16 protein-coding genes are annotated in these 23,692 nt (G+C 69.9%); 11 read left to right on the top strand and 5 right to left on the bottom strand.

The window, feature by feature from the left end; all coding sequences use genetic code 11:
- Window positions 1-272: 272 nt before the first annotated feature.
- From lanKC to KGA66_RS13740, 4 genes are all read left to right on the top strand, one after another.
- Window positions 273-2,945 carry a class III lanthionine synthetase LanKC gene (gene lanKC, locus KGA66_RS13755; RefSeq protein ID WP_211468458.1) on the top strand — a complete coding sequence of 891 codons (2,673 nt, stop codon included), beginning with the start codon at window positions 273-275 and terminating at the stop codon, window positions 2,943-2,945.
- Window positions 2,946-3,030: 85 nt separating this feature from the next.
- Complete coding sequence (locus KGA66_RS13750) at window positions 3,031-3,147, top strand: SapB/AmfS family lanthipeptide (protein WP_211468456.1); 117 nt, start codon at window positions 3,031-3,033, stop codon at window positions 3,145-3,147.
- Between the two features lie 188 nt (window positions 3,148-3,335).
- Window positions 3,336-5,099, top strand: coding sequence for an ABC transporter transmembrane domain-containing protein (locus tag KGA66_RS13745; RefSeq protein ID WP_211468454.1), 1,764 nt, complete (start codon window positions 3,336-3,338; stop codon window positions 5,097-5,099).
- Window positions 5,096-6,934: an ATP-binding cassette domain-containing protein gene (locus KGA66_RS13740; RefSeq protein WP_211468452.1), complete on the top strand. Its 1,839-nt coding sequence runs from the start codon at window positions 5,096-5,098 to the stop codon at window positions 6,932-6,934. The genes KGA66_RS13745 and KGA66_RS13740 overlap by 4 nt, the downstream gene beginning before the upstream one ends.
- On the opposite strand, the gene gad is transcribed toward KGA66_RS13740, so the two are convergent.
- Window positions 6,928-8,340 (bottom strand): glutamate decarboxylase, encoded by a 1,413-nt coding sequence (gene gad / locus KGA66_RS13735; protein WP_312886904.1) that lies wholly within the window; start codon window positions 8,338-8,340, stop codon window positions 6,928-6,930. The two genes, KGA66_RS13740 and gad, sit on opposite strands and share 7 nt — an antisense overlap.
- Before the next feature lie 261 nt (window positions 8,341-8,601).
- Here gad and KGA66_RS13730 point away from each other — a divergent pair, with 261 nt between their 5' ends.
- The gene (locus KGA66_RS13730) at window positions 8,602-10,563 is read left to right on the top strand and encodes a pectate lyase-like domain-containing protein (protein ID WP_211468450.1); all 1,962 of its coding nucleotides are present in this window, start codon (window positions 8,602-8,604) and stop codon (window positions 10,561-10,563) included.
- A gap of 130 nt (window positions 10,564-10,693) precedes the next feature.
- On the opposite strand, the gene KGA66_RS13725 is transcribed toward KGA66_RS13730, so the two are convergent.
- Window positions 10,694-12,586, bottom strand: a complete 1,893-nt coding sequence (locus KGA66_RS13725) for a hypothetical protein (protein WP_211468448.1) — start codon at window positions 12,584-12,586, stop codon at window positions 10,694-10,696.
- Between the two features lie 356 nt (window positions 12,587-12,942).
- Complete coding sequence (locus KGA66_RS13720) at window positions 12,943-14,370, bottom strand: MFS transporter (protein WP_211468446.1); 1,428 nt, start codon at window positions 14,368-14,370, stop codon at window positions 12,943-12,945.
- 205 nt (window positions 14,371-14,575) lie between these two features.
- Here KGA66_RS13720 and KGA66_RS13715 point away from each other — a divergent pair, with 205 nt between their 5' ends.
- The 4 genes from KGA66_RS13715 (at window position 14,576) to KGA66_RS13700 (ending at window position 18,063) form a co-directional block, all read left to right on the top strand.
- Complete coding sequence (locus KGA66_RS13715) at window positions 14,576-15,163, top strand: TetR/AcrR family transcriptional regulator (RefSeq protein ID WP_211468444.1); 588 nt, start codon at window positions 14,576-14,578, stop codon at window positions 15,161-15,163.
- A 155-nt stretch (window positions 15,164-15,318) separates the two neighbouring features.
- Window positions 15,319-16,374, top strand: coding sequence for an ATP-binding cassette domain-containing protein (locus KGA66_RS13710; RefSeq protein WP_211468442.1), 1,056 nt, complete (start codon window positions 15,319-15,321; stop codon window positions 16,372-16,374).
- Window positions 16,371-17,174 (top strand): ABC transporter permease, encoded by an 804-nt coding sequence (locus KGA66_RS13705; protein WP_211468440.1) that lies wholly within the window; start codon window positions 16,371-16,373, stop codon window positions 17,172-17,174. Before KGA66_RS13710 ends, KGA66_RS13705 begins: the two co-directional genes overlap by 4 nt.
- A 79-nt stretch (window positions 17,175-17,253) precedes the next feature.
- Complete coding sequence (locus KGA66_RS13700; protein ID WP_211468438.1) at window positions 17,254-18,063, top strand: MerR family transcriptional regulator; 810 nt, start codon at window positions 17,254-17,256, stop codon at window positions 18,061-18,063.
- 40 nt (window positions 18,064-18,103) lie between these two features.
- Here the strand turns inward: KGA66_RS13700 and KGA66_RS13695 are convergent, their stop codons facing one another.
- Complete coding sequence (locus KGA66_RS13695; protein ID WP_211468436.1) at window positions 18,104-18,769, bottom strand: alpha/beta hydrolase family protein; 666 nt, start codon at window positions 18,767-18,769, stop codon at window positions 18,104-18,106.
- Between the two features lie 289 nt (window positions 18,770-19,058).
- Here KGA66_RS13695 and KGA66_RS13690 point away from each other — a divergent pair, with 289 nt between their 5' ends.
- Entirely contained in the window at window positions 19,059-21,497 is a 2,439-nt protein-coding gene (locus KGA66_RS13690) for a hypothetical protein (RefSeq protein WP_211468434.1), read from the top strand.
- 18 nt (window positions 21,498-21,515) lie between these two features.
- On the opposite strand, the gene KGA66_RS13685 is transcribed toward KGA66_RS13690, so the two are convergent.
- The gene (locus tag KGA66_RS13685) at window positions 21,516-22,241 is read right to left on the bottom strand and encodes a hypothetical protein (protein WP_211468432.1); all 726 of its coding nucleotides are present in this window, start codon (window positions 22,239-22,241) and stop codon (window positions 21,516-21,518) included.
- A 601-nt stretch (window positions 22,242-22,842) separates the two neighbouring features.
- Here KGA66_RS13685 and KGA66_RS31000 point away from each other — a divergent pair.
- A partial coding sequence (locus KGA66_RS31000) for a carbohydrate binding domain-containing protein (RefSeq protein ID WP_211468430.1) occupies window positions 22,843-23,692 on the top strand: 850 nt, incomplete at its 3' end.

Genomic DNA, 23,692 nt, shown 5'->3' with positions numbered 1-23,692 from the left:
CGACGCGCGGTAGTGCGATCGGGTGACACCGGCGCTGCAAATTCACTCGTATGGGTGGCCCGGTCGTGTTGAGTTTCTTTATGTGGCGCCGCCGGGGCGGCCGCGGGGCGCCGTTGGTCGGCGTCCGGTCGGAGGTTGGACGGCGTTTGGTCGGGAGCGCGGCGATCGCGAGAGCGGCGTGCTGGACTGAAGCCTGTGCGGGCCGCTCGGCGCGCATCGGGTCGGGGACGAGGACCCGGGTGGGGACGAGGACCGTGGAGGTTCGCCTCGCAATGGACGTACGCTACGAGCCGTTCTGTTTCGCGGATCCGGTGTTCTACGACACACCGGAACGCTGGCAGCGCGCGGTCGCCGACTTCCCGGCCACCGCCGCCGCGGTGCCGGCCGGCTGGACCCGGGCGTGGCACGGGCTGTGGTGCGTCTGTCAGCCCGACGGTGCCCGCCTGCCGGTGCAGGGCTGGAAGATCCATGTCTCCGCCACGCCGGACAACGCCGAGCGGATCGTGGACACGGTATACGAGTACTGCATCGGTCGGCGGGTGGCGTTCAAATTCCTGCGCGGCCCCGCGGCGCTGCTGATGCAGAACAGCAAGTACGCGCCGCGTGGCGCCAGCGGGAAACTGCTGACGCTCTACCCGGTGGACGAGACCGAACTCGAGCGCACGCTGAGCGAACTCGACGCGCTGGTCGGCGGCGAACCCGGTCCCTATGTCCTGAGCGATCTGCGCTGGAACGCCGGCCCGCTCTACACGCGTTACGGCGCGTTCGCAGAGTTCTACCATGTCGGCGAGGGCGGGGCGCGGGAACTGGCGCTGCGGCGCCCGGACGGCGGCCTGGTGACCGATCGGCGCGGACCGGTCTTCTCGCTGCCGGAATGGGTGAAACTGCCCGCATTCCTGGAACCGCAGCTGGCCGCGCGCGACGCGCAGCGTTTCGAGCTGCCGTACCAGATCGAGCGGGTGCTGCACTTCTCCAACGGCGGCGGGATCTACCTGGCCCGGCCGAACGACGCGGCGGTGGCCGGCGGCGGGAAGGTCGTGCTCAAGGAGGGACGCCCGTATTCGGGTCTTGATCAGGGTGGCGTGGACGCGATCGCGAGGCTGGGCCACGAGCGCGAGATCCTCGACCGGCTGCGCGGGCTCGGCTGTGTGCCGCGGGTGGTGGAATACGCGACCGCGTGGGAGCACCATTTCCTCGTCGAGACCTTCGTCGAGGGCGAGACGCTCAACTCGGCCTTCGTGCGCGACTTCCCGCTCGTACATCCTGGGCAGAGCCCTGAAAAGCTGGCCGATTACGCGGCCTGGGCGGTGCGCACCGCGGACCGGGTCGCGCGGGCGCTGGCAGAGGTCCACGAGCGCGGCGTCGTGTTCGGCGACCTGCATCCGAACAATGTGATGCTCCGTCCCGACGGCGGCGTGGTCTTCCTCGACTTCGAACTGGCCTCCCCGGTCGACGACTACACGCCGCCCCGCCTGGGCGCCGGCGGGTTCGCGGCGCCGCGCAGCCTGCGCGGGTTCGACGTGGACCGCTACGCGCTGGCCAGCCTGCGCCTGTGGATGCTGCTGCCCGTGGTCGCGATGCTGCACCTGGACCGGCAGAAGGCCGGGCAGCTCATGGCCTCGATCCAACGCTACTTCCCGCTGCCCGACGGCTATTTCGACACCGGCTACCTGCACGCGGCGGTGCCGGAGGCCGGGCCGGACCGGTCGGGCCCGCCGACCGTGACGGCCGATCCTCACGTCGCGACGCTGCTCGACCCGGACGGGCCGCACGACTGGCCGTCGCTGCGTTCCTCGCTCAGCGCGGCGATCGCGGCCGCCGCCACGCCAGAGCGGACCGATCGGCTCTTCCCCGGCGACATCGAGCAGTTCGCCCGCGGCGGACACGGCCATGGCCTTGCCTACGGCGCGGCCGGCGTGCTCTACGCGCTGCACGCCGGCGGCGCTCAGGTGGATCCCGCGCACGTGGACTGGCTTGTCGAGGCGAGCCGGCGCGACCCGGTCACCCCCGGTGCGCTGACCGGAACGCACGGCACCGCCTACGCGTTGGACGTGCTCGGCCGGCGCGACGCGGCGCTGAACCTGCTGGACCGGCTCGCCGAGGCCAAGATGACCGCGTCCGGGATCGGCGACGCGGTGGCGGACCTGACCGAGGGGCTGGCCGGGATCGGCCTGGTCGACCTGCACTTCGCGAGGGTGACCGGGCACAGCGCCTGGCGGGACTCGGCGCTGCTCGCCGCGGACCGGTTGGCCGCGCATCTCGCGGCGGCCGGGGAGAGGCGCGCCGAGCGCCTGGGCGAGGCGCGCGAGGGACTGGTCCACGGCGCGTCCGGCGCGGCGTTGCTCGCGGTGCGGCTGTACGAGGAGACCGGCGACACCGGGCTGCTCGACCTGGCGGAAGACGCGCTGCGCCGAGACCTGGACGCCTGCCGGAACATGGCGGACGGCACCGTCCAGCTGGCCGATGGAACCAGAGTCCTGCCGTACGTGGCGGTCGGCAGCGCCGGCATCGGCCTGGTGCTGCGCGAATACCTGGCCCACCGCCCGGATTCGCCGCTCGCCGCGTTCGAACCCGGTATCGCAAGGGCCTGCGACGTGGAGTTCGTGATCCAGTCCGGCCTGTTCAACGGCCGCGCGGGCATGATCACGTATCTGACCCGGCTGCGCGACGCCGCGGCGGACGCGGGCGGGCTCGATCTCGACGCGGTGATCGAGCGGCACATCCGGCGTCTGACATGGCACGCGATGTCCTACCGGGGACACCTGGCGTTCCCCGGCGACCAACTGCTGCGCCTCTCGATGGATCTGGCATCCGGAGGCGCCGGAATCCTGCTCGCCCTCAACGCCGCGCTCGCGGCCGGCGACGCCCTGCCGTTCTTCGGGCGCGGCGGCTCGACGGCGACAACACCCACGGGGAAGGCACCGCAGACCGCGGCGGCGCGTTGAGCGCCCCGGGCTGCGGTGCCCACGAAGACTCGCGGCCGGCAGGCCGTGGGACGCAAGCACAACCCAACCAGAAAGGCGGAAGATCATGGCGATCCTCGACCTGCAGGGCATGGAGGCTCCGGTGACCGAGAACCACGGCGGTGCGTCCACGGTGAGCCTGCTCAGCTGCATCAGCACCACCAGCGTGATCCTCTGCGTCTGACGGTCCGCGAGCTAGCGGGCTCGGCCCGGCCCGGCTCGAAGCGTAGCCACCGGGCATAGCAGAGAGAACTCCGGCGTTCCCCGCGCCACGAGCGCGGGGAACGCCGGGACGCATTCCCGAGCGGCGGACGGCCCGGCCCGGGCGAAGGACGAAAGCAGCCGAAGGACGAAAGCAGCCGAGGGGCGGATATGGAGGCGAACGCGGCTACCGCGGCGGATCGGCGGCGTGCCGACCGGTTGTTGCTGGAGGTCGCGCGAAGCCACCGTGTCTGGACCCTGATCACCGCGGCCGGCACGCTGGCCGGATCGGTCCTGGTGGTGTTGCTACCCACCGCTCTTGCGCGCGCGATCGACGCCGTCACGACGGCCGCCGGCCCGGTGGCCGGGTCCTCGGCCGGCGCCACGGGTCCGATCGCGCGCTTCGCCGTCCTGCTCGCGGCGCTGCTGGCGGCGGACCTGCTCGCCGAGTTCGGCCGGCCGTACTGCGCCGCGGCGGCGACGGCCTCGCTGCGCCACCGCCTGCTGGACCGGATCCTGGCGGCCGGGCCCGCGGCCACCCGCCGCTTCGCCCCCGGCGACCTGGTCGGCCGACTGGTCGGTTCCGCCCCGGACGCCGCCAACGCGCCGACCGCCCTGGTGACCGCCGCCGCCGACCTGGTGATGTCGGCCGGCGGCATCGTCGCGCTCGGCCTGATCGACTGGCGGCTCGTGCCGGCCTTCGCCGTGACCGTTCCCGTCGGGGTCCTGATTCTGCGGGCCTTCGTACGGCAGACCGCTGATCTGGCCGCGGCGTATCAGCACACGCAGAGCGAGATCGCGGCCCGCCTGCTCGACGCCCTGTCCGGGATCCGCACCATCCGGGCATCGGGCACCCGCGAGATCGAAGCGGCGCGGGTGCTCGCGCCGGTCCCGCGGCTGTCCGAGGTCGGCCACCGCCTCTGGCGCAGCCAGCGGGTCGCGGGCTGGCGCAGCATGCTGCTTTTCGCGATAACGCAGAGCTCGGTGCTGGCCGTCGCCGGGTTGGGCCTGGTGCAGGGGCGGCTCGCCGCGGGACAGGTGCTCGCGGCGGCGAGTTACGCGGCGCTCGGTCTCGGCTTCTTCTCCTCGACGCAGGCGGCGCTGGCCCTCTCGCGAGCCCGGGGCGCGGCGCTGCGCCTGGCCGAGGCGGACGAGCTGCCGCGGCCGGGCTACGGCAGCCGTGACCTGCCGCCGCAAGGGCCGGGGGAGCTGGTGTTCCGGCAGGTGGCCGTGCACGGCGAACACGGACCGGTGATTGAGGGGCTTGATCTGGTCGTGCGCGGCGGGACCGAGTTGGCGGTGGTCGGCGCGGCCGGGTCGGGAAAGAGCGTGCTGGCCGCGCTCGCCGGCCGGCTGCTCGACCCGGACGCGGGCACCGTGCTGCTCGACGGCGTGCCGCTGCCGCAGTTCTCCCGCGCGGCGCTGCGCGGCGCGGTCACGTACGCCTTCGAGCGGCCGGCGCCGGTCGGCGAGAGCGTGCGCGACAGCATCGCCCTCGGCGGGCATCCGCAGCGGGTTGAAGCCGCGGCGCGGGCGGCGTGCGCGGACGGGTTCATCAGGAAACTGCCGGAGGGGTACGAGACGCCGCTGGAACAGGCGCCGTTCTCGGGCGGGGAGATCCAGCGGCTGGGTCTGGCGCGGGCGCTGGCGAGCACGGGCGAGACGCTGCGTGTGATCGTGCTCGATGATGCGACCGCGGCGCTGGACACCGTCACCGAGTCGCGGGTCAGCGCGGCCATGGGCTGCGCGACGGCGGGCCGCACGCGGATCGTGGTCGCGCATCGGGCCGCCGCCGCGGCCCGCGCCGACCTGGTGGCCTGGATGGAGGGCGGCAGGCTGCGGGCGCTCGGCCCGCACCGGGAGCTCTGGTCAGAGCCCGAATACCGCGCGCTGCTCGGCGCGGACGAGGACGCGCAGACGCAGGTCCGCGCGTGAAGCGCGATCCCGCGCCGAGCGCACCGGCGGGGCCGGGCGCGACCCGCGGCGCCCGGTTCGTCGCGGCCGAGGTCCTGCGCAGACGCCGGGCGCTGGCGGCGCTGCTGGCCTGGTCGGTGCTGGAGTCGGCGCCCGCACTGGTGTCCGGCCGCTTCGTCGCCGCCGCGCTGGACGAGGGGTTCCTGCGCGGACGCTCGGCGGTGGGCCTGCTCTGGCTGCTGGCGCTCGGCGGCGCGACCGCCCTGGGCGCGTTGGGCACGCGGGCGGTGTATCCGCGGCTCGGCGACGTGGTCGAGCCGCTGCGCGACGCGCTGGTGACCGCGCTGGTGCGCGCGGCTTTAACGCGTGCCTGCGACGGGACTGCGGACAGCGGCCCGCGCGGCGCGGCGCCGGTGGCCCGGTTGACCCGGCAGGTGGAGACCGTTCGGGACGTGGTCGCCGGCCAACTGCTGGTGGTGCGGCAGTTCGCGGCGACCGCGGTCGCGGTGTGCCTGGGCGTGGCCTCGCTCGCACCGGCGCTCGCCGCTGTGGTCCTGGGGCCGCTGCTGTTGGCGCTGCTGGGGTTCGCCGTGCTGCTCAAGCCGATGATCGGGCGTCAGCGTGCTGCGTTCCTGGCCGAGGAGCGGGCCGCGCAGCTGACCGGAGCCTGCGTCGAGGCGCTGCGGGATATCACGGCGGCGGGCGCCGAGCCGCGCGTCGCGGCGAGCGTTGGTGCGGCCGTGGACGAGCAGTACCGGCTCAGCCGCGCCCTGGCCGGGTTCGGCGCCGCGCGGCGTGCGATCGTCGTGTTCGGCGGAAACGTGCCGCTGCTGCTGATCCTGCTGGCCGCGCAGTCGTTGCTGCGGCGCGGTCTGACCGTTGGGGCGCTGGTCGGGGCGCTGACATACGTGACGGTGAACCTGGAGCCCGCGCTGCGCACTCTGGTCCAGGGTGTCGGTGCTTCCGCGCTGCGCTTGTCCGTAGCGGTCCGCCGGCTCGCGGAGGGCGGACTCGCGCAGGACGGCCCGGTGCAGCCGGACGTGGACGCCGGGGACGGTAACGGCACCACCGCACCGCGCATCGCGACGTCGCGGCGGCCCGTGCTCGCTGCATCAGGGCTCTGGTTCCGCTACGGACCGCAGGCCGATCCGGTTGTCGCCGAGCTGGACCTGAGCATCGCCGCCGGGGAACGCCTCGCCATCGTCGGGCCGAGCGGCGCCGGCAAGTCGACGCTGGTCAACCTGCTGGCCGGGTTGCTCAGTCCGGACGCCGGCCACGTCACCGTGCTCGGTGAACCGCTGGCCGCGATCCCCGCACCGCGGCTGCCAAGCCTTCGAACCCTGCTTCCGCAGGAGGCATACGTCTTCGCGGGCACGGTGCGCGAGAACCTCGTCTATCTGCGTCCTGATGCGACTGACGCTCAGATCGGCGCCGCGGCCGAGCGGATCGGCGCGGCGCCGCTGCTCGACTCGCTCGGCGGCCTGGACGCGCACCTCGTACCCGCGCGGCTGTCCCCCGGGGGGCGGCAACTGATCGCGCTCGTGCGCGGATACCTCTCCCGCGCGCCGCTCCTCCTGCTCGACGAGGCCACCTGCCACCTGGACCAAGGCGCGGAACTCCGCGCTGAGGCCGCGTTCCGCGAGCGTCCGGGCGCGCTGGTCCTGGTCGTGCATCGCATCGGCTCGGCGCGGCGCGCGGACCGGGTACTGCTGCTCGACGGCGAGCGCACCGATCTCGGCACGCACGAGGACCTGGCCGCACGCTCGGCGCAATACGCCGAGATGGTCGGGCTCTGGCACGGTGCCGGGGTCCGCGCGCCGACCCCGGCCGTCGTCGCCTCGGCCCCGGCTCAGTGATGGAAGGCGCTGCGGTTCTCCACACCGTGCTCGCCCATCGGACCGGGCTGCCGGCGCAACTCGACCAGCAACCGGTCCAGGTCGTTGAGTAACAGGTCTGCCAGATCCATCGAGAATCCGTTGCGGCAGACCACCCGCAGCACCGCCAGGTCCTCGCGGTTCGCCGGGAACGTGTACGCGGGCAGCTGCCAGCCGCGTTCACGCAGCCGGCGCGAGACGTCGAAGACGTCGAAGTTCTTCACCTCGTCGCGGGTCGTGAACGCGAACACCGGCAGTTCGTCGCCGCGGGTCAGCAACCGGAACGAGCCGGTCGCCTCGATCCGGTCGGCCAGGTGCCCGGCCACGTGGCGGGCCGCCTGCTGCACCGCGCGGTAGCCGTCGTGGCCCAGCCGCAGAAAGTTGTAGTACTGCGCCACGACCTCGGCGCCGGGGCGGGAGAAGTTCAGCGCGAAGGTCGGCATCTGCCCGCCGAGGTAGTTCACCTTGAACACCAGCTCCTCGGGCAGCGCGTCCTTGTCCCGCCACAGCGCCCAGCCGACGCCGGGGTATACGAGGCCGTACTTGTGCCCGGAGGTGTTGATCGAGGCGACCCGCGGCTGCCGGAAGTCCCAGCGCAGATCCGGATCGAGGAAGGGTGCGACCATCGCGCCGGAGGCGCCGTCCACGTGCACCGGGATGTCAAGGCCGGTACGTTCCTGCAGCGCGTCGAGCGCCGCGCAGATCTCCGGTACCGGCTCGTAGCTGCCGTCCATGGTCGAGCCGAGGATCGCGACCACGCCGATGGTGTTCTCGTCGCACAGCGCGGCCGCGCGCTCGCCGTCGAGGTGGTAGCGCTCGCCCTCCATCGGCACCATGCGCGGCTCGATCTCCCAGAAGTTGCAGAACTTCTCCCAGCAGACCTGCACGTTGATGCCCATGACCAGGTTCGGCCGCGCCCCGGCGGCGTACCGGCCGGCGTTGCGGGGCTCGCGCATCCAGCGCCGCTTGAGCGCGAGCCCGCCGAGCATGCACGCCTCGCTCGACCCCGTGGTCGAGCAGCCGACCGCGGTCCGCGGGTCGGGGGCGTTCCACAGGTCCGCCAGGATGGCGACGCAGCGGCGCTCCAGTTCCGCGGTCTGTGGATACTCGTCCTTGTCGATCATGTTCTTCTCGGCGCACTCGGCCATCAGCGCAGTGGCCTGCGGCTCCATCCAGGTCGTCACGAAGGTGGCCAGGTTGAGCCGGGCGTTTCCGTCGAGCAACAGCTCATCGTGCACCAACCGGTATGCCATCGGCGGCGGCATCGGGCCGTCGGGCAGTCGGTGCACGGGCGGCGCGGTCTCGAGCGCGCCGAGCGGATCGGCGTCGGTCAGCAGTGGATTGACGGCCAGGCGGCGGTCGCTTCGGTGTCCCTCATGCAATCCCACCGCTCCACCATCCCACCGGCTCGGTGTTGCCGCGAGCCGCGCCACGCCACGCCACCCACGCCAGTGCGGCCGCTACGCGCCCGCGGGCAGGCACATCCCTTGACACGGCTGTAACGCAAGTGTTCACTGTCGCGATGGAGAGCGCTCTCCGGCGGCCCCCGCCGCCCGGCGCCATCTCCGGGACTTCGGGGGGTCCAAGCACACATCTGACCGCGGTACCGTCCGTACGCTCGTCACCGGAATCGTTTACGGAGCTGTTGAATGATCAGACCTCGAAGGCAGGCGGGCCCGGTGCGGCCGGGCCGGCCCGCCCGCGCGCTGGCCGTGGCCGTGGCCGCGCTGGGCCTCGCCGCGAGCGGCGCGACCAGCGCCAGCGCCGCGGCCCCGGCCACCGGCACGCTGTCCATATCCACGCAGTCCCTATCCACGCAGTCCCTATCCGCGCAGCAGGCGGCGCCGCGGCCAGCCGGGTTCCCCGGTCTGCCGAAGACCGGCGGCAGCCTCGGTCCGAACGTGGTCGTGTTCACCCCCGACATGCCGCAGAGCCGGATCCAGACCACCCTGGACGGCCTGGCCAACCAGCAGGTGCCCAATCAGTTCGGCAGCGAGCGCTACGCGGTCCTGTTCGCTCCCGGCAGTTACGGCTCGGCGGCCGATCCGCTGGTCTTCCAGGTCGGCTTCTACACCGCCGTCGCGGGGCTCGGCCTGAACCCGGGCGACACCGTGATCAACGGCTCGGTCGACGTCTACAACCAGTGTTTCGCGCCGAACAACTGCGTCGCCCTGGACAACTTCTGGCGCTCGGTCTCGAACCTGACCATCAACGTGGCCGGACAGTCCGGCTGCAAGGGCAACACCGAGTTCTGGGCGGTCTCCCAGGCCGCGCCGCTGCGCCGGGTGCGCGTCAACGGCAACGTGAGCCTGATGGACTACTGCGACGGCTCGCCGGACTACGCCAGCGGCGGCTTCATCGCGGACTCGCAGTTCACCGGCGGCACCGTGATCAACGGATCGCAGCAGCAGTACATCGCCCGCGACACCGCGCTGGACGGCTGGACCAACGGGGTGTGGAACCAGGTGTTCTGCGGCGATCCCGGCGCGCCCGCGCAGAGCTTCGCGTCGAACTCCGGCCTGTCCGGCGGCCCCGCGCCCTACACGACGCTGGCCACCTGTCCGGTCACCCAGGAGGCGCCATATCTGTACCTTGACTCATCTGGTCGTTATCGCGTGTTCGTGCCCGCGCCGCAGCAGAATTCCAGCGGCCCGACGTGGTCCGCCGCGTCCCAGACCGCCGGCACTTCGCTGCCGCTGAACTCCTTCTACGTCGTCGACGGGAAGAGCACGGTCGCGCAGATCAACACCGCGCTCGCGCTCGGCGACAACCTGCTGTTCACCCCGGGCGTTTATCAGTTCCCGCGGACCATCCACGTGCTGCGGCCGAACACGAAGATCATCGGGCTCGGATTCCCGACCCTGGTGCCGACCCGCGGCCAGGTCGCGATGGACGTGGCCGACGTCGGGGGAGTCAACCTCTCCGGTCTCCTGTTCGACGCCGGACCGGTCAAGTCCCGCGCGCTGCTGACGATCGGCTGGAAGGGCTTCCCGCTCGGACACGCGGCGAACCCGGTGACCGTGGACGACGTCTTCTTCCGGGTCGGCGGCGCCACCGCCGGATCGGTGACCGACGCGTTCATCGACAACAGCAACGACTCGATCATCGACGACGTGTGGATCTGGCGCGCGGACCACGGCGCGGGCGCCGGTACGTGGACCGGTGACCGGGGCGACACGGGGCTGGTCGTCAACGGCGACGGCGTGACGGCGTACGGCCTGGCGGTCGAGCACTTCCAGAAGGACGAGACGGTGTGGAACGGCCAGCGCGGCACCGTGATCTTCTTCCAGAACGAGAACCCGTACGAGGTGCCGGATCAGGCGTCCTGGATGGCGAGCGCGACGCAGAAGGGCTACCCCGCCTTCCACGTCGCGAACCGGGTCACCGGCTTCCAGGGCTACGGGATGGGCAGCTACTCGTACTTCGACCAGGGCGTCGACATCGAGAACGCGATGGCGTTCCAGGCGCCTGATACGCCCGGGGTGCAGTTCCACGACATCCTGACCGTGTTCCTCAGCGGCTCGGGCGGCATCCAGTCGGTGATCAACGGTACCGGCGCCGCGGTCGACTCCTCCTTCGGCGGCCCGAGCGACGTGGTCGGTTACCCGTGACCGTGACCGTGAGTCGTTGACCGACAGGACAGCGCCCCCGGCCCGCCGCATCGCGCGGTGAGCCGGGGGCGCGCCGGTCGGGGGACCCGGCGGTGGTTCGGGGCCGGGTCGCCGGGTGCGGCGGGTTCGGTCAGGTGGCCGGTGTGGCGCCGCCGGGGCAGAACATCACCGGACTTCCGGCGGCGACGGCGACCCTCAGATGCCAGCGCAGGTGCAGTCCGGTGTCCGGGAGCCGGATGAGCAGGCCGTGGCCCGCGGAGGCGTTCCATTGTTGAAGAGCGCCGTCCGGAGCGTCGCCGACGTACCAGGTGCCGAGCGTGAGACGGCTGGACGCATGCGGTCCGATCGGCCGGACCGCGGCGTCCGAGCCGCCGAGCGCGCTCACGTCAAGGGAACCGCCGGACGCGATCGTGGTCGTGCAGCCGGGCACGGCGGCCCGGCCGGCAGCCGCCGGCGGATTCGCGAACTGCGTCACCGTCACCGTCAGCGGCATCAGCAGCCGCATTTCGCTGTTGACCACGTTCTGCGGCAGGCTGCCGAGCTTGGATACGGTCAGTTCCGGCAGCGGGCTGCCGTACAGGGCGCGCGTCTGGTAGTAGAGCGCCGGGGTGACCACCGGCAGCAGACCGCGGTCCAGCACCACGTTCGGGCTCAGGCCGGGAGCCGCGCGGAACAGCCAGGTGATCTCCAGTTCGTACTTCTGCTTCGAGAGCATCTTGGCGCGGATGCGCTCCTGGTGCACCAGCACCGACGCCCCGGCGAGCACGACCGCTGCCGCCGTGATCGGCGCGACCGTGCGCCACAGGCCGCGCCAGAGCGCGTCGCGCAGCGCCTCGGTGAGAATGAGCAGCACGAACACCGCGCCTATGTAGACATACCGCGACGCCGTCGCCTGCGAGTCGCCGTACTGGGCGCGCACCAGGCCGGTCAGGGTGAACTGAAGCACTATGCCGGCGGCGGCGGGAATGGCCAGCCCGCAGTTCAGCCGTTTGCGATACACCAGCAGTGCGGTGGTCGCGGTCAGCGCGGCGAACGCGATCGGCGCCCACAGCGGGGAGAGCGCGAAGACCCCGGCCGCCGCCGAACCGATGCCGGCCGGGGTGTAGCCGAGCAGCCCCTCCAGCGTCTTGAAGGTGAAGATCGAGTGATCCCCGGCGGTGCCCTGCCGGCCGAAGGCGAGGTACCACCAGACGTACGCCACCGACGGGGTGATCAAAGTCCACAGCAGCCTGCGGCGGTTGCGGTCCAGCAGCAGGTCGAGCGCCGCCGCCGCGAGGAAGAACAGGCCGATCCCGGAGGACATCAGGGCCAGCAGCAGCGCGGTGGAACCGGCCGCCGCGCGCCGCCGGCCCGCGACCGGGCGAGCACCGAGGAGGTTCAGCGCCAGCAGTCCGAACACTATGGAGCCGAGGAAGCCGATCTGGAACGCCCAGATGATGTCGTCGTAGCCGCGGCCCAGGCACAGCAGGACCGTCCCGGCCATCAGCCCGAGCAGGTCGCCGCAGCGCCGGCGCACGAGGGCGAAGAGCAGAAAGGCGGCGGACGCGTGGAACAGCAGCAGCGCCCCCATGAACGGCACATAGCTGTGCGCGCCGTTGACGAGTAGCAGGACCTTGTAGACGAGCATCGGCACCGTGGACCAGTGCTCGTTGTGCGGCACGAAGTACGAGCGCAGGGTCCAACGGTTCGCGGCATCGAGGAACGACCACTCGTCGTAGTAGAAGTCCAGTCGCCTCGTCCCATACAGGAGGGCGCCGAAGACGGCTACGCACAGCGCGAGCATGATCTTCGCGGCGTGCGGTATGCGCACGTCGAGCCACAGCGGACGAGAGGTGCTCGTCGCCGCATCCGGGTCCGCAGCAGGCCTGTACGCGGGCTGCGCCTGGCCCTCGCCCCGGTCGTGTTCCCGGTCCTCGCCGCGGTCCTGACCGTCGTCCTGCTCGTGGTCCGGTCCGGCGGTCTGCTCACCGCGTCGCGGCCCGTCGCCCGTCTCTTCCAGGACCCCCGCACGCCGTGACGTCATGCGTGGAATGAGCATGCAGGGTCCTCCCGAACAAGGGCCGGTCGCGATGGCTTAAGCAGACGGTCAACGGCCGTCGCTGATGATACGCGGGCAGCGGGTCAGCCGGTTGCGCGCTATGGCGGTTTTCCCCTTCTCGTGTTATGGGCGAGGCGGCGTGAATGCGGTGGTTGCGTCCCGATCTACAGCGTGACACCGCCGCGGTCGCGGCGGTGTCACGGGTGTCGGGCGCTCGACCGGGTTCGAGCCTTTGCCCGGTCCTCGGCCGTTCGGCGACTCTTGCGGATCTTGCGGATCTTGCGCATCGGGGAATCGGCGAGGTCGGGGGGTCGTGCCGTTCTTCAGCGCGGGCGGGTGCATCAGTCCAGGCTGGGCAGCGCGACGGCTTCGGTACGGCGCACCCTGCGGCGCACCACGCCGGGCGCCGTGGTCAGGACGATCAGGACGGCGACCGTTAGGAAGGCCACCGAGCCGGTCAGAGCGGCCGAGATCGCGTGCGCCAGGTTCTGCCTGGCGGCCAGCGCGGCCGGGACGCCGGCGGCCGGGTGCCGTGCCGCGTCGCGCGCGGCGGTGCCGAAGACCGTGACCAGCACGGCGAGCCCGAGCGAGCCGCCGACCTGGTGGAAGGCGTTGACCAGTCCGGAGGCCGCGCCGCTGTCCTTCTGGTCCACCCCGGCGATGCCTGAGGAGGTCAGCGGGATGAACGCGATGCCCATGCCGAGGCCGAGCAGCACCATCGGCAGCGCGATCCGCGGGAAGTACTGCGTGTCCGCGGACAGCCGGCAGGTCCACGCCATGGCGGCCAGCGCGATCAGCAGTCCGGTGACCAGCAGCCTGCCGTTGCCGACGTTCCCGGCGAAGCGGGGCACGAGCCGTGAGGTGGCGAACAGCACCGCGGTCATCGGCAGGAAGGCGAACCCGGCCTTCAGCGCGCTGAAACCGAGCACTTCCTGCAGGAACTGGGTCTGGAAGAAGAAGTAGGCGAACATCCCGCCGACGGTGAACAGCCGGGCGACATACGCCCCGGAGCGCTCGCGGCTGGCGAACAGCCGCAGCGGCATGATCGGCTGCTCGGCCCGCGCCTCGGACAGGACGAACCCGGCCAGCAGCGTCACCGCCGCGGCGAAGGAGGCCACGGTGGCGCGGTCGGACCAGCCGTCGGAGCCGGCCCGCACGAAGCCGTAGACCAGCGCGGTCATTCCGAGCGTGGAGCTCAGGGCGCCGACCAGGTCGAAGCGGCCCGGGTTGCGGTCGGTCTCCGGCAGGTAGCGCGGCGCCAGCAGCACCAGCGCGATCCCGATCGGGACGTTGATGAACAGGCCCCAGCGCCATGAGGCCAGGTCGGTGAGCAGGCCGCCGAGCACGAGGCCGACGCTGGCGCCTCCGCTTGATGCGGCGGCGTAGAGGGAGATCGCGCGCAGCCGTTCGCGCGGCTCGCGGAAGCTCATCATCAGCAGCGCGAGGGTGGAGGGCGCGGCGATCGCCGCCGCCATGCCCTGGACCGCGCGCGTGGTCAGCAGCCAGGCGCCGTTCGGAGCCAGGCCGCCGAGCAGCGAGGCGAGGGTGAACAGGGCGATGCCGGCGAGGTAGACACGCCGCCGTCCGAGGATGTCGCCCACGCGGGCGCCGAACAGCAGCAATCCGCCGAAGGCGAGCGTGTAGGCGTTCTGCACCCACGACAGACCGGTCGGGGAGAACCCGAAGGCGTCGTGGATCTTGGGAAGCGAGGTGATGATGACCGACGCGTCCAGCACGATCATCAGCTGGCTGGTCAGGATGATCGCCATGACCAGCGGGGACGGCGTCGTCCGCGTGGTCTGGCGGCTTGACGCCTGGGCCGCGGAATGCCGGGCCGGCGCACGGGTTAACAGGGAGGATGGCATGATGCGGCGAGCCTTTCGACGGGAGCTCGACGAGTGATAAAGTGGAGGCGCCCTCCAGAACTATATGGAGGATGCCTCCACTTAGCAAGCCGGAAAGGGGAAAGGGTTCATGACGAGCGCGGATGCCGTGACTGTGACGAGCGTGGCCGGGCGCCGGCCGCAGCGCGCGGATGCGCGGCGCAATTACGAGAAGCTGCTCGCGATCGCGGGGGAGGCATTCGCCGAGGACTCCGCGGTGACCCTGGAGGCGATCGCCCGGCGCGCGGACGTGGGCATCGGCACGCTCTACCGGCACTTCCCGAGCAGGCCGGCGCTGCTTGAGGCCATCTACGTCGGGCAGGTCGAGGAGCTGTGCCGCAGCGCGCGCGAGCTGTCCGCGACGCTGTCACCGTGGGACGCTCTTGTGCAATGGCTGCACCGGTACGTCGGTTACGTCGGTACGAAGCACGCGCTCGCCGAGCAGTTGACCGCGTCCATCGGTCAGCCGACCGCGGTGTTCGGCAACTGCCGCCAGGCGCTGTTCGCGGAGGGCGAGCCGCTGCTGGCCCGCGCGCAGGAGGCCGGCGCCGTGCGCCCCGACGTCGGGTTTGAGGACGTGCTGCGCTTGGTCAGCGGGATCACCATGGTCAAGTTCTCGGACGAGCGCCAGATGGACCGCGTTCTCGGCGTCGCGTTGGACGGTCTGCGCGCGCGTTAGCCGGGAGCCCCGTGTTCCCATCAGTGGCCTGAAGCAGGTCTATTCGTGTGCGTATATGGCGCGCGTCCGGGTTACGCAACGGGCGGCCGGCTCGCGCCACAGTGGGGCGCCACTGGCTTGACCTTGACGTAGGGTCAACCTTCCACGATGGGGGCATGGCACATCAGAGCGCACGACAACCGGCGCGCGAGAGCGCGTCCCCGCAGGCCGGGATCGTCGAGCCGGGGCCGGCCCCCGCGCTGGTGACCCGGGCACTGCGCAAGTCCTTCGGCGAGAAGCCGGTCCTCGACGGGATCGACCTGTCCGTCGCCGCGGGGACCGTCTTCGCGCTGCTCGGCCCGAACGGCGCCGGCAAGACCACGACCGTGCACATCCTCTCCACGCTGATCGCGGCGGACGCCGGGCGAGCGCAGGTCGCCGGCCACGACGTGGCCGCCGAGCCGGACGCGGTGCGCGCGGCGATCGGGGTGACCGGCCAGTTCTCCGCGGTGGACAACCTGCTGACCGGGCGGGAGAACCTGATCCTGATGGCGGACCTGCACCGGCTCGGCAAGGTCGAGGGCCGGCGCCGGGCCGAGCAACTGCTGCGCCGCTTCGAGCTGGCCGACGCGGCCGATCAGCGGGTCATGGCCTACTCGGGCGGGATGCGCCGGCGGCTGGATCTGGCGATGACGCTGGTCGGCGAGCCGCGGGTGATCTTCCTCGACGAGCCGACGACCGGGCTGGACCCGCGCAGCCGCCGCGAGCTGTGGGCGCTGATCCGCCGGCTGGTGGCGGGCGGCGTGACCGTCTTTCTGACCACGCAGTACCTGGAGGAGGCGGACCGGCTCGCCGACCACGTCGCGGTGCTCGACCGGGGCCGCATCGTCGCGCAGGGCAGCCCGGCCGAGCTCAAGCGGCTGGTGCCCGGCGGACATATCAGGCTTCGTTTCGCGGACGCGCGGTCGCTCGATCTCGCGGCCGGCTTCCTGGAGTTCTCGGCCCGGGACGACGAGTCGTTCACGGCTCAGGTCCCCAGCGACGGCGCCGTAAGCGCCCTGCGGAAGGTGCTGGACCGCCTGGACGCCGCCGGCGTGGAGGCCGAAGAACTCTCCGTGCACCTGCCGGACCTCGACGACGTGTTCCTCGCGCTGACCGGGCGCGGGCACGAGGCATCGGCCCCGGACGAACAGAACCGCACCGCGCAGCCGGAGAGGAAGACCACATCATGAGCAGCTTGACATACGCCGTGGCCGACTCGGCGACGATGCTGCGGCGCACGCTGCGGCATGTCCTGCGCTATCCCGCGATGCTCGCGGCTTCGCTCGGTGTGCCGGTCATCCTCCTGCTGCTGTTCGTCGGAATCCTCGGCCGCACGCTCGGTGCGGGGTTGAACGACGGGCACGCCGCGGGCGCGACGCACACCGGCGGCTATATCGACTACGTCGCACCGGGAATCATCCTGATGGCGGTCTCCTCCGGCTGCATGGCGACCTCGGTGGCCGTGTGCGTGGACCTGACCGAGGGCATCATCAATCGGTTCCGCACCATGGCGATCTCCCGCGCCGCGCTGCTCACCGGGCATGTCCTCGCCAGCGTGATCCAGACGAGCGTCGCCACGGCGCTTGTGATCGGCGTCGCGGTGGCGATGGGCTGGCGGCCGACCGGCGGCCCGCTCGCCTGGCTGGCCGCGATCGGCCTGCTGGAACTCCTCAGCTTCGCGCTCACCTGGCTGGCGGTGGCGATCGGGCTGGTGTCCAAGACCCCGGAGTCCTCCAGCAACACCCCGATGCTGATCCAGTTCCTGCCGTTCCTCGGCAGCGCGTTCGTGCCCGCCGCGTCGATGCCGGCCGGGGTGCGCTGGTTCGCCGAGTACCAGCCGTTCACTCCGGTCAACGAGACGTTGCGCGGCCTGTTGACCGGCACGGCGATCGGTGACAACGCGTGGATCGCGCTCGCGTGGTGCCTGGGGATCCTCGCGCTCGGATACTGGTGGGCGCGCACGGTGTTCCGACGCGGCCGCCTACGCTGACCGAACCGGAACCTGAACCGGACCGGAACAGAAACCGAGACCGAAGACGAGACGGCCCTACGCAAGCCGGGGGATGACGATGACCTCAACGCTCACCATCAGCCAGCTCGCCGGCTACGTCGGGGTGACGGTGCGCGCGGTGCGCCACTATCACCGGTGCGGGCTGCTGCCCGAGCCCGAACGCGACGCCTCCGGCTACCGCAGTTACGACGCGCAAGCTGTCATCGACTTGTTCCGCATCAAGACCTTGGCTGATGCCGGCGTGCCGCTGGCGCGGGTGCAGGAGCTGCTGGACGCCGAAGCGGAGCAGTTCGCCGAGGCCGTGACACAGATCGACGCGGCCTTGGCGGAACGCGTCCGCGAGCTCAAGCGGCACCGGCGGCGCATCGCCGAACTGGCCGGCGGTGAACGGCTGTTCCTACCTGGAGGCGTCGTGGCGTTCCTGGACGAGCTGCGCGCGATGGGCGTCAGCGAGCGGACCGTGCGCACGGAGCGGGACGGCTGGATCATGCTCACCGCGCGCATGCCCGAACTGGTGCCGCTGCTCATCGAGCACAAACGCGGATATGTCGAGGACCCGCAGTTCCGCCGGCTGTGTCTCGCCTACGACGAGGCCTTCGACTGGGAGCCGGACGATCCGCGGCTGGAGCAACTGGCCGACGAGCTGCTGGACTACATGGAGCGCGAGCGCGGCGCCGAGCTGGAGTTGGAGGGCCTGGACGCCACCGTGGCGCAGTCGTTCAACGATCCCGCGGCGCTCGAAGGGAACCTCATGATGCAGATGACCGACGCTTCGCCGGCCTGGCGACGGCTCAACCGGCTCGGGGCGGAAAGGCTGCGTGCGAGGATCACCGAAACGCCGTCGCACTCCTGGCCTTTCACCGCTTAGCGTTCCGGCAACCGCCTGCGCGCGACTGCCTTCGGGTCGGTCAGGAGGCGTCGTCGTGTGGCGCGCCGGGCGTGCCGACCAGGTCGCCGACCCATCCGGCGACGATGTCCACGATCGTGGCGAGCACCGGCGGCTCGCTCCTGCGCACGGCGAACTCGTGGTTGCCCGCGGGCAGCCCGACCAGCCGATGGGTCGCGGGCAGCGCCGGGAACTGCGCGGGTGCGCCGAAGGGATCGCGCCCGCCCTGCACGATCAGGGTCGGCAGCCCGGTGGCCGACAGTTCGCCGGCCCGTGACTTCTCCGGCTTTCCGGGCGGGTGCAGCGGGAAGGCGAGCGCGATCACCCCGCACGCCCCGGTGTCCGACCCGGTTCGGCAGGCGACACGTGCGCCCGCGCTGCGGCCGCCGACGATGAGCGGGACCCTGGGGTCGTCGTCGTCATTCACGTGTTCGAGCACCGCACGCCACGCGATGTCGAGCGTCTTGGGCGCGGGTGCGATCCGCTTGCCCGCTACTCGCCACGGCTGCTCTACCAGCAGAACCTCGACGCCCCGCGCGGGAAGCGCGCCGGCCAGCGCCTGTAGATCGGCGGCTTCGACACCGCCGCCGGCGCCGTGCCCGAGGATGACCAGCGCGCGGCGGCGGCCCGCCGCGGGAAACCGGGTCACGCGCGCCTCGCCGACCGGCGTGGAGACCAGTACTTTCATGATCCCGAGCGTAATGTACGCCGCGGCTTCGGCCGCTCAACCGGGCGTCGACAAGGCTGGCTCGGTCTCAACAATTCTCCGCGGATCTCGTGGCCCGCGTCACGCGGTGACTTCGTGCCGAAACGGTTGAGCCGCCTCAGGCGATCTTGCTTGTGTGGAGCAGTTCAGCCATCAGCAGAGGTTCTTGATCGGGTGGTGGGACCGTGTGCGTTCTGGATTGCAAGACGCGGCGGGACGCTCGGTACGCTGACAGCATGCACTCGCGATCGTGGCAGGAGGTCGGGCGACAGTGCCCCATGACTATGATCAAGGTCTGGCTGCGCTCGACGACCTGATCGAATGGGCTGAGGCCAATGCTTCCGAGCAATCGCGTAACGAGGCGACCACTAGGCTGCACTTGATTGACGCGCTCCTGACGCGGGTGCTCAGATGGCCCAGGGCAGCCATTACCGCCGAGGAACCCGCCGGAAGCGGGCGCATTGATTATGCGATTGGCACTCCGGCGATTCAGTTCATCGTTGAGGCCAAGCGTGAAGGCGTCTATTTCGACCTCCCCGCCGGGACAAAGCTGGGTGTACATTCCATTGAGAGTTTGACCAGCGGATCCGCTGGAAAGCCCCTACGGGAGGCGATGGAGCAAGTAGCCGAATATGCCTTTCGTCGGGGCGTTGCGCCGGTCGGCGTGACAAATGGCAATCAGTTTGTGCTGTTCATCGGGGCTCGGAATGATCAAGTACCTCCGATGAAGGGGAAGGCGCTGGTATTTCCCAGCCTCACGGATATGCGGTCAGATTATCGACTGCTTTGGGATAATGCTTCTCCGGTCGGAATCGATGAGCGCACAATATACCGAACCCTACGCCTGACCGAGGCGCCTCCGCCCGAGCCGCTAGCACGGCACCTCACCAACTATCCCGGCGTAAAACGCAGGAATGACCTGCAGGCGGGTTTGGATATCCTCGGCGAGCTTTTCCTGGAGGATGTCGCCAGGTTGGAGGAACTTCGCGACGATTTTTTGCGCGATTGCTATGCTTCAAGTGGAGCACTGTCGCAGTACGCAGAGATCAGTAAGCAGATTCTGCAGACGCGATATGCGCTTCTGGGCGCCGAGGATGGACCGCAGCTGGCGACGCTGGTGGGGAAGAAGGGGCTCAGTCCAGCCTTAACTCAGGATATGCTCGCGGCCGCCGCATCACGACGACCGATTGTGCTGTTGGGTGATGTCGGTGTCGGAAAGACGACGTTTATTCAGCGTCTCGTTCACGTCGATGCCGCCGACATCTTTGCAAATGCTCTGAGTTTGTACATCGACTTCGGAGCGTCAACTACGCTCGGTCAGCTTTCCGCCTTCGTGATAGACGAGTCAAAGCGGCAGCTGTATTCCCAGTACGATATTGACATCGAGGACGCCTCGTTCGTTGAAGCCGTCTATCACGGAGCGTTAAATCGGTTTGAGAAGTCCGTGGCCGGTAAGCTGAAGAACGTCGATATCGTCGCGTACGAAATGGCACGAATCCGCTTTCTGCAAGACAAGGTGGACAGCGGGGCGGAACACCTTCGTGCGAGCCTGGAACATTTGCGCTCGAATCAGCGTAGGCAGCTGATTGTCTTTTTGGACAACATCGATCAGCGGAGTAGCGAGGATCAGGAGCAAGTCTTCCTCATTGCCAACGAACTTGCTCAGACATGGCCGGCGACTGTATTTGTCACGCTGCGGCCGGAGACCTTCTATCAGTCTAGCCGTAAAGGAGCCCTTTCTGGCTATCAGGCGCGCGTTTTTACGATCTCACCTCCGAGAGCGGATGTTGTGCTACAACGCCGCGTCGACTTCGCTCTCAAGCAGTTGAATGAAACGCAACGCCTGGGCTCCTATCCGACTGGAATTACGGTTGACAGCGAAAGTCTAGTCGCGTTCCTGGGCGTCCTTGCGAGTAACTTCCGGGAAAACCAGGAGTTGTTAGCGCTAATCGAGAACCTTGCCGGTGGGAACATGCGTCTGGCGCTGAAGTTCGTGGCGGACTTCATTGGGAGCGGGCACATTGACACGCGGAAGATCGTCACCATCCAGGAGACATCCGGAAGCTACAAGATTCCGCTTCACGAGTTCTTGCGTGCGTTACTTTACGGTGATTCTGTCTACTATGACCCCGACTCATCTCCGATTGCGAACGTATTCCGGATCACGCAGCCGGATGGACGCGAACACTTCTTACTTGCGCTGGTGCTAAGCCAGCTTCAGGCGCTTGGCGAACGCGGCAGTGAGGAGGGGTACGTTGCCACTAGCGAGCTTTACACGTTCGCTCAACAGCTTGGTTTTAACGCAGAACAGATTGCCACCGCGCTTGGGCATGCATCCGAGCATCGGCTCTGCGAGGTATCTCCCCGATACTCTGGAGATCAGGTCCGTGCCTATTACCGTATTACGACGGTGGGTGCTTATACGGTTCGAATTCTGATGTCCTATTTCGCCTACGTAGACGCCGTGGTCACCGATACGTCGATCATTGACGAGGGATACCGAACGGTAATTTCCGACGCCCATACTCTTGCCGATCGCCTCGCGCGAAGCGAGTACTTCCGGCTTTATCTCGACAGGCAATGGGCGAAGATGCCCAATTCGGAATTGCCGTGGCGATGGTCGGACGTCAGCCGGAAGCTCTCGCAGGACATTTACAGGGTCGGGCGGAGGACCGATCCCGGCACCTGGGGAGCCGGCCCGGCGTCCTGAGGCTGAGCGTCCCTTGTCCTAATGCAGGTTCGCGAGTAGCACTCTCGCGAGGGACAGCTCCCGTTCCACCTTGAAGTCACCCGGCCCGACCTCCACGTACACGTTCCCCTTGAGCGCGACCACCACGGAATCGCCCGACTGGGTCAGCGTGAGCGCCGAGTCGCCGAGACCGGGCGTCGGGGACACGGTCCACGCGCAGTCTCCGGTGCAACCGCGCTGAGAGCGCGGCATCGCCTGCGTCTTGGTGTCGGCGAACTCCCGGGCCGCCGGCTCGTTCGCCGTCGTCGTCGGGTCGGTGCCGATCACCACCCAGACGTCGAGCTGGCCGCCGCCGCTTGGCGTGCTGAACTGGTAACGGCAGTTCTCGTAGCCGTGGAAACCGAGCGCCGACTGCGTGTCCGGCATCGCGGTCTCGACCGTGAAGCCGACCGCCCTGCTGATCTGACCGAGGCTCACCTGCCCAGGTCCCGGCGAGACGAAGGTGCCCTGCGAGCTGACCGAGGTGCACGCGACCGGGAACGGGGCCGCGGTGGTGGAAGCGGACGTAGAAGGCTGATTCCCGCCGGCCGGGCCGCTCGCCGCTTCGGCCGCGGGCGGTGTCGCCGTGACCGACACCTTGGTCGCGGCGACGGGCGTGCCACTGCCGGTCGCGCAGCCCGCCGCCGCGAGACAGCCGCCGAGGACCGCCGCGAACGTCGCGAACGTCGTGAACCGGGCTGCCGTGTTTCGAGTCGCCGTGCGCACTGTGCACCTTTCCGTGTCCTGCCCGACCGAGCCTTGACTCCGGCACGGTACGACGCGACCGCGCAGAACACGCCGTGTGAGCGCTCCGCTTGCCCGAAGGGGCGGCGGGCCGAGCCCGTCCGTGCAGCTTCGGCGTCGGGCGCGGCGCACCCTAAGGCAACCTGAATCCCGGCTCAACTCCATGCCGGCTGCTGACGACGGTGTTGCCGCGCTGACCTGCTGCGTTAGTAGGCTGCGTCGGCTGGGCGTGCGCTGCCCGGCTGCCGCCCGCCGAGCGCGCGGCAGTCTGGACCATTGACCGACAGACTGGTCTAGTCCAATCTGGCATCAGTATCAGTATCAGAATCAGTATCAGTATCAGAATCAGTATCAGTATCGGTATCAGTATCGGTATCGGCCTCAGTTCAGTACGGCACTGCTCAGTCAGCACCACCAGCACCGCACCAGCACCGCACTCGCTCCACGTTTCTTTCACACGTTCTTCCGCTACGCAGCGCGCGCACCGGTTCGGCGCCCGGTACGCCCGCTCAACCCATTCCGCGGCTGCGCCGCGTCGCGTGCACGCGCGCCGCCGGTGCCGCCTCGTACCGGAAAGGCAGTCATGGCACGCATACTCCGTCCCAGCTTCCGGCAGCCGCGCCGACGGGCGCTGGCCGCGGCCGGCGCGGCGTTCAGCGTCGTACTGGCCACCGTCGGCGTCGTCGCGGTGACCTCCGGCGCGCAAGCCGCCGCCGTCAACCTGATCCAGAACCCCGGCTTCGAATCCGGCGCCCTCGCGCCCTGGTCCTGCACGAGCGACAGCGGCTCCGTCGCCACCAGCCCCGTGCACTCGGGCTCTGATGCGCTCAAGGCCACCCCGAGCGGCAGCGACGACGCTCAGTGCTCGCAGACGGTGAGCGTCCAGCCGAACTCGGCGTACACGCTCTCGGCATGGGTGGACGGCTCATACGTCTACATCGGCGACACCGGCACCGGCACCAGCGACACCAGCACGTGGACACCGGGCGGCGGCGGCTACCAGCAGCTGACCACCAGCTTCAACACCGGTGCGAACACGACCAGCGTGACGATCTGGGTGCACGGCTGGTACGGCCAACCCGCCTACGAGGCCGACGACTTCTCGCTCAGCGGCCCGGGCGGCTCCGGCAGCCCGTCGCCGAGCACCAGCCCCACCACGTCCTCGCCGACCCCCTCTCCGAGCGCCACACCCACCGGCGGGTCGGGTGGCACGGGCTCGTGCACGACCGCGGCCTGGGTTTCCACGACCGCGTACAACGGCGGCGCCGTCGTGTCCTACAACGGGCACACCTGGACCGCCAAGTGGTGGACCCAGGGCGACATCCCCGGCAACAACGCACAGAACGTGTGGACCGACGACGGCTCATGCGGCGGCGGCTCCAGCGCTTCGCCGTCCAGCAGCCCGAGCATCAGTCGTTCGCCCAGCCCCAGCC

The organism is Actinocrinis puniceicyclus (genome assembly GCF_018283645.1).
GTDB classification, from domain to species: domain Bacteria; phylum Actinomycetota; class Actinomycetes; order Streptomycetales; family Catenulisporaceae; genus Actinocrinis; species Actinocrinis puniceicyclus.
Note: the sequence above shows the minus strand (reverse complement) of the source record. Positions and strands in the feature narration are given on the sequence as shown.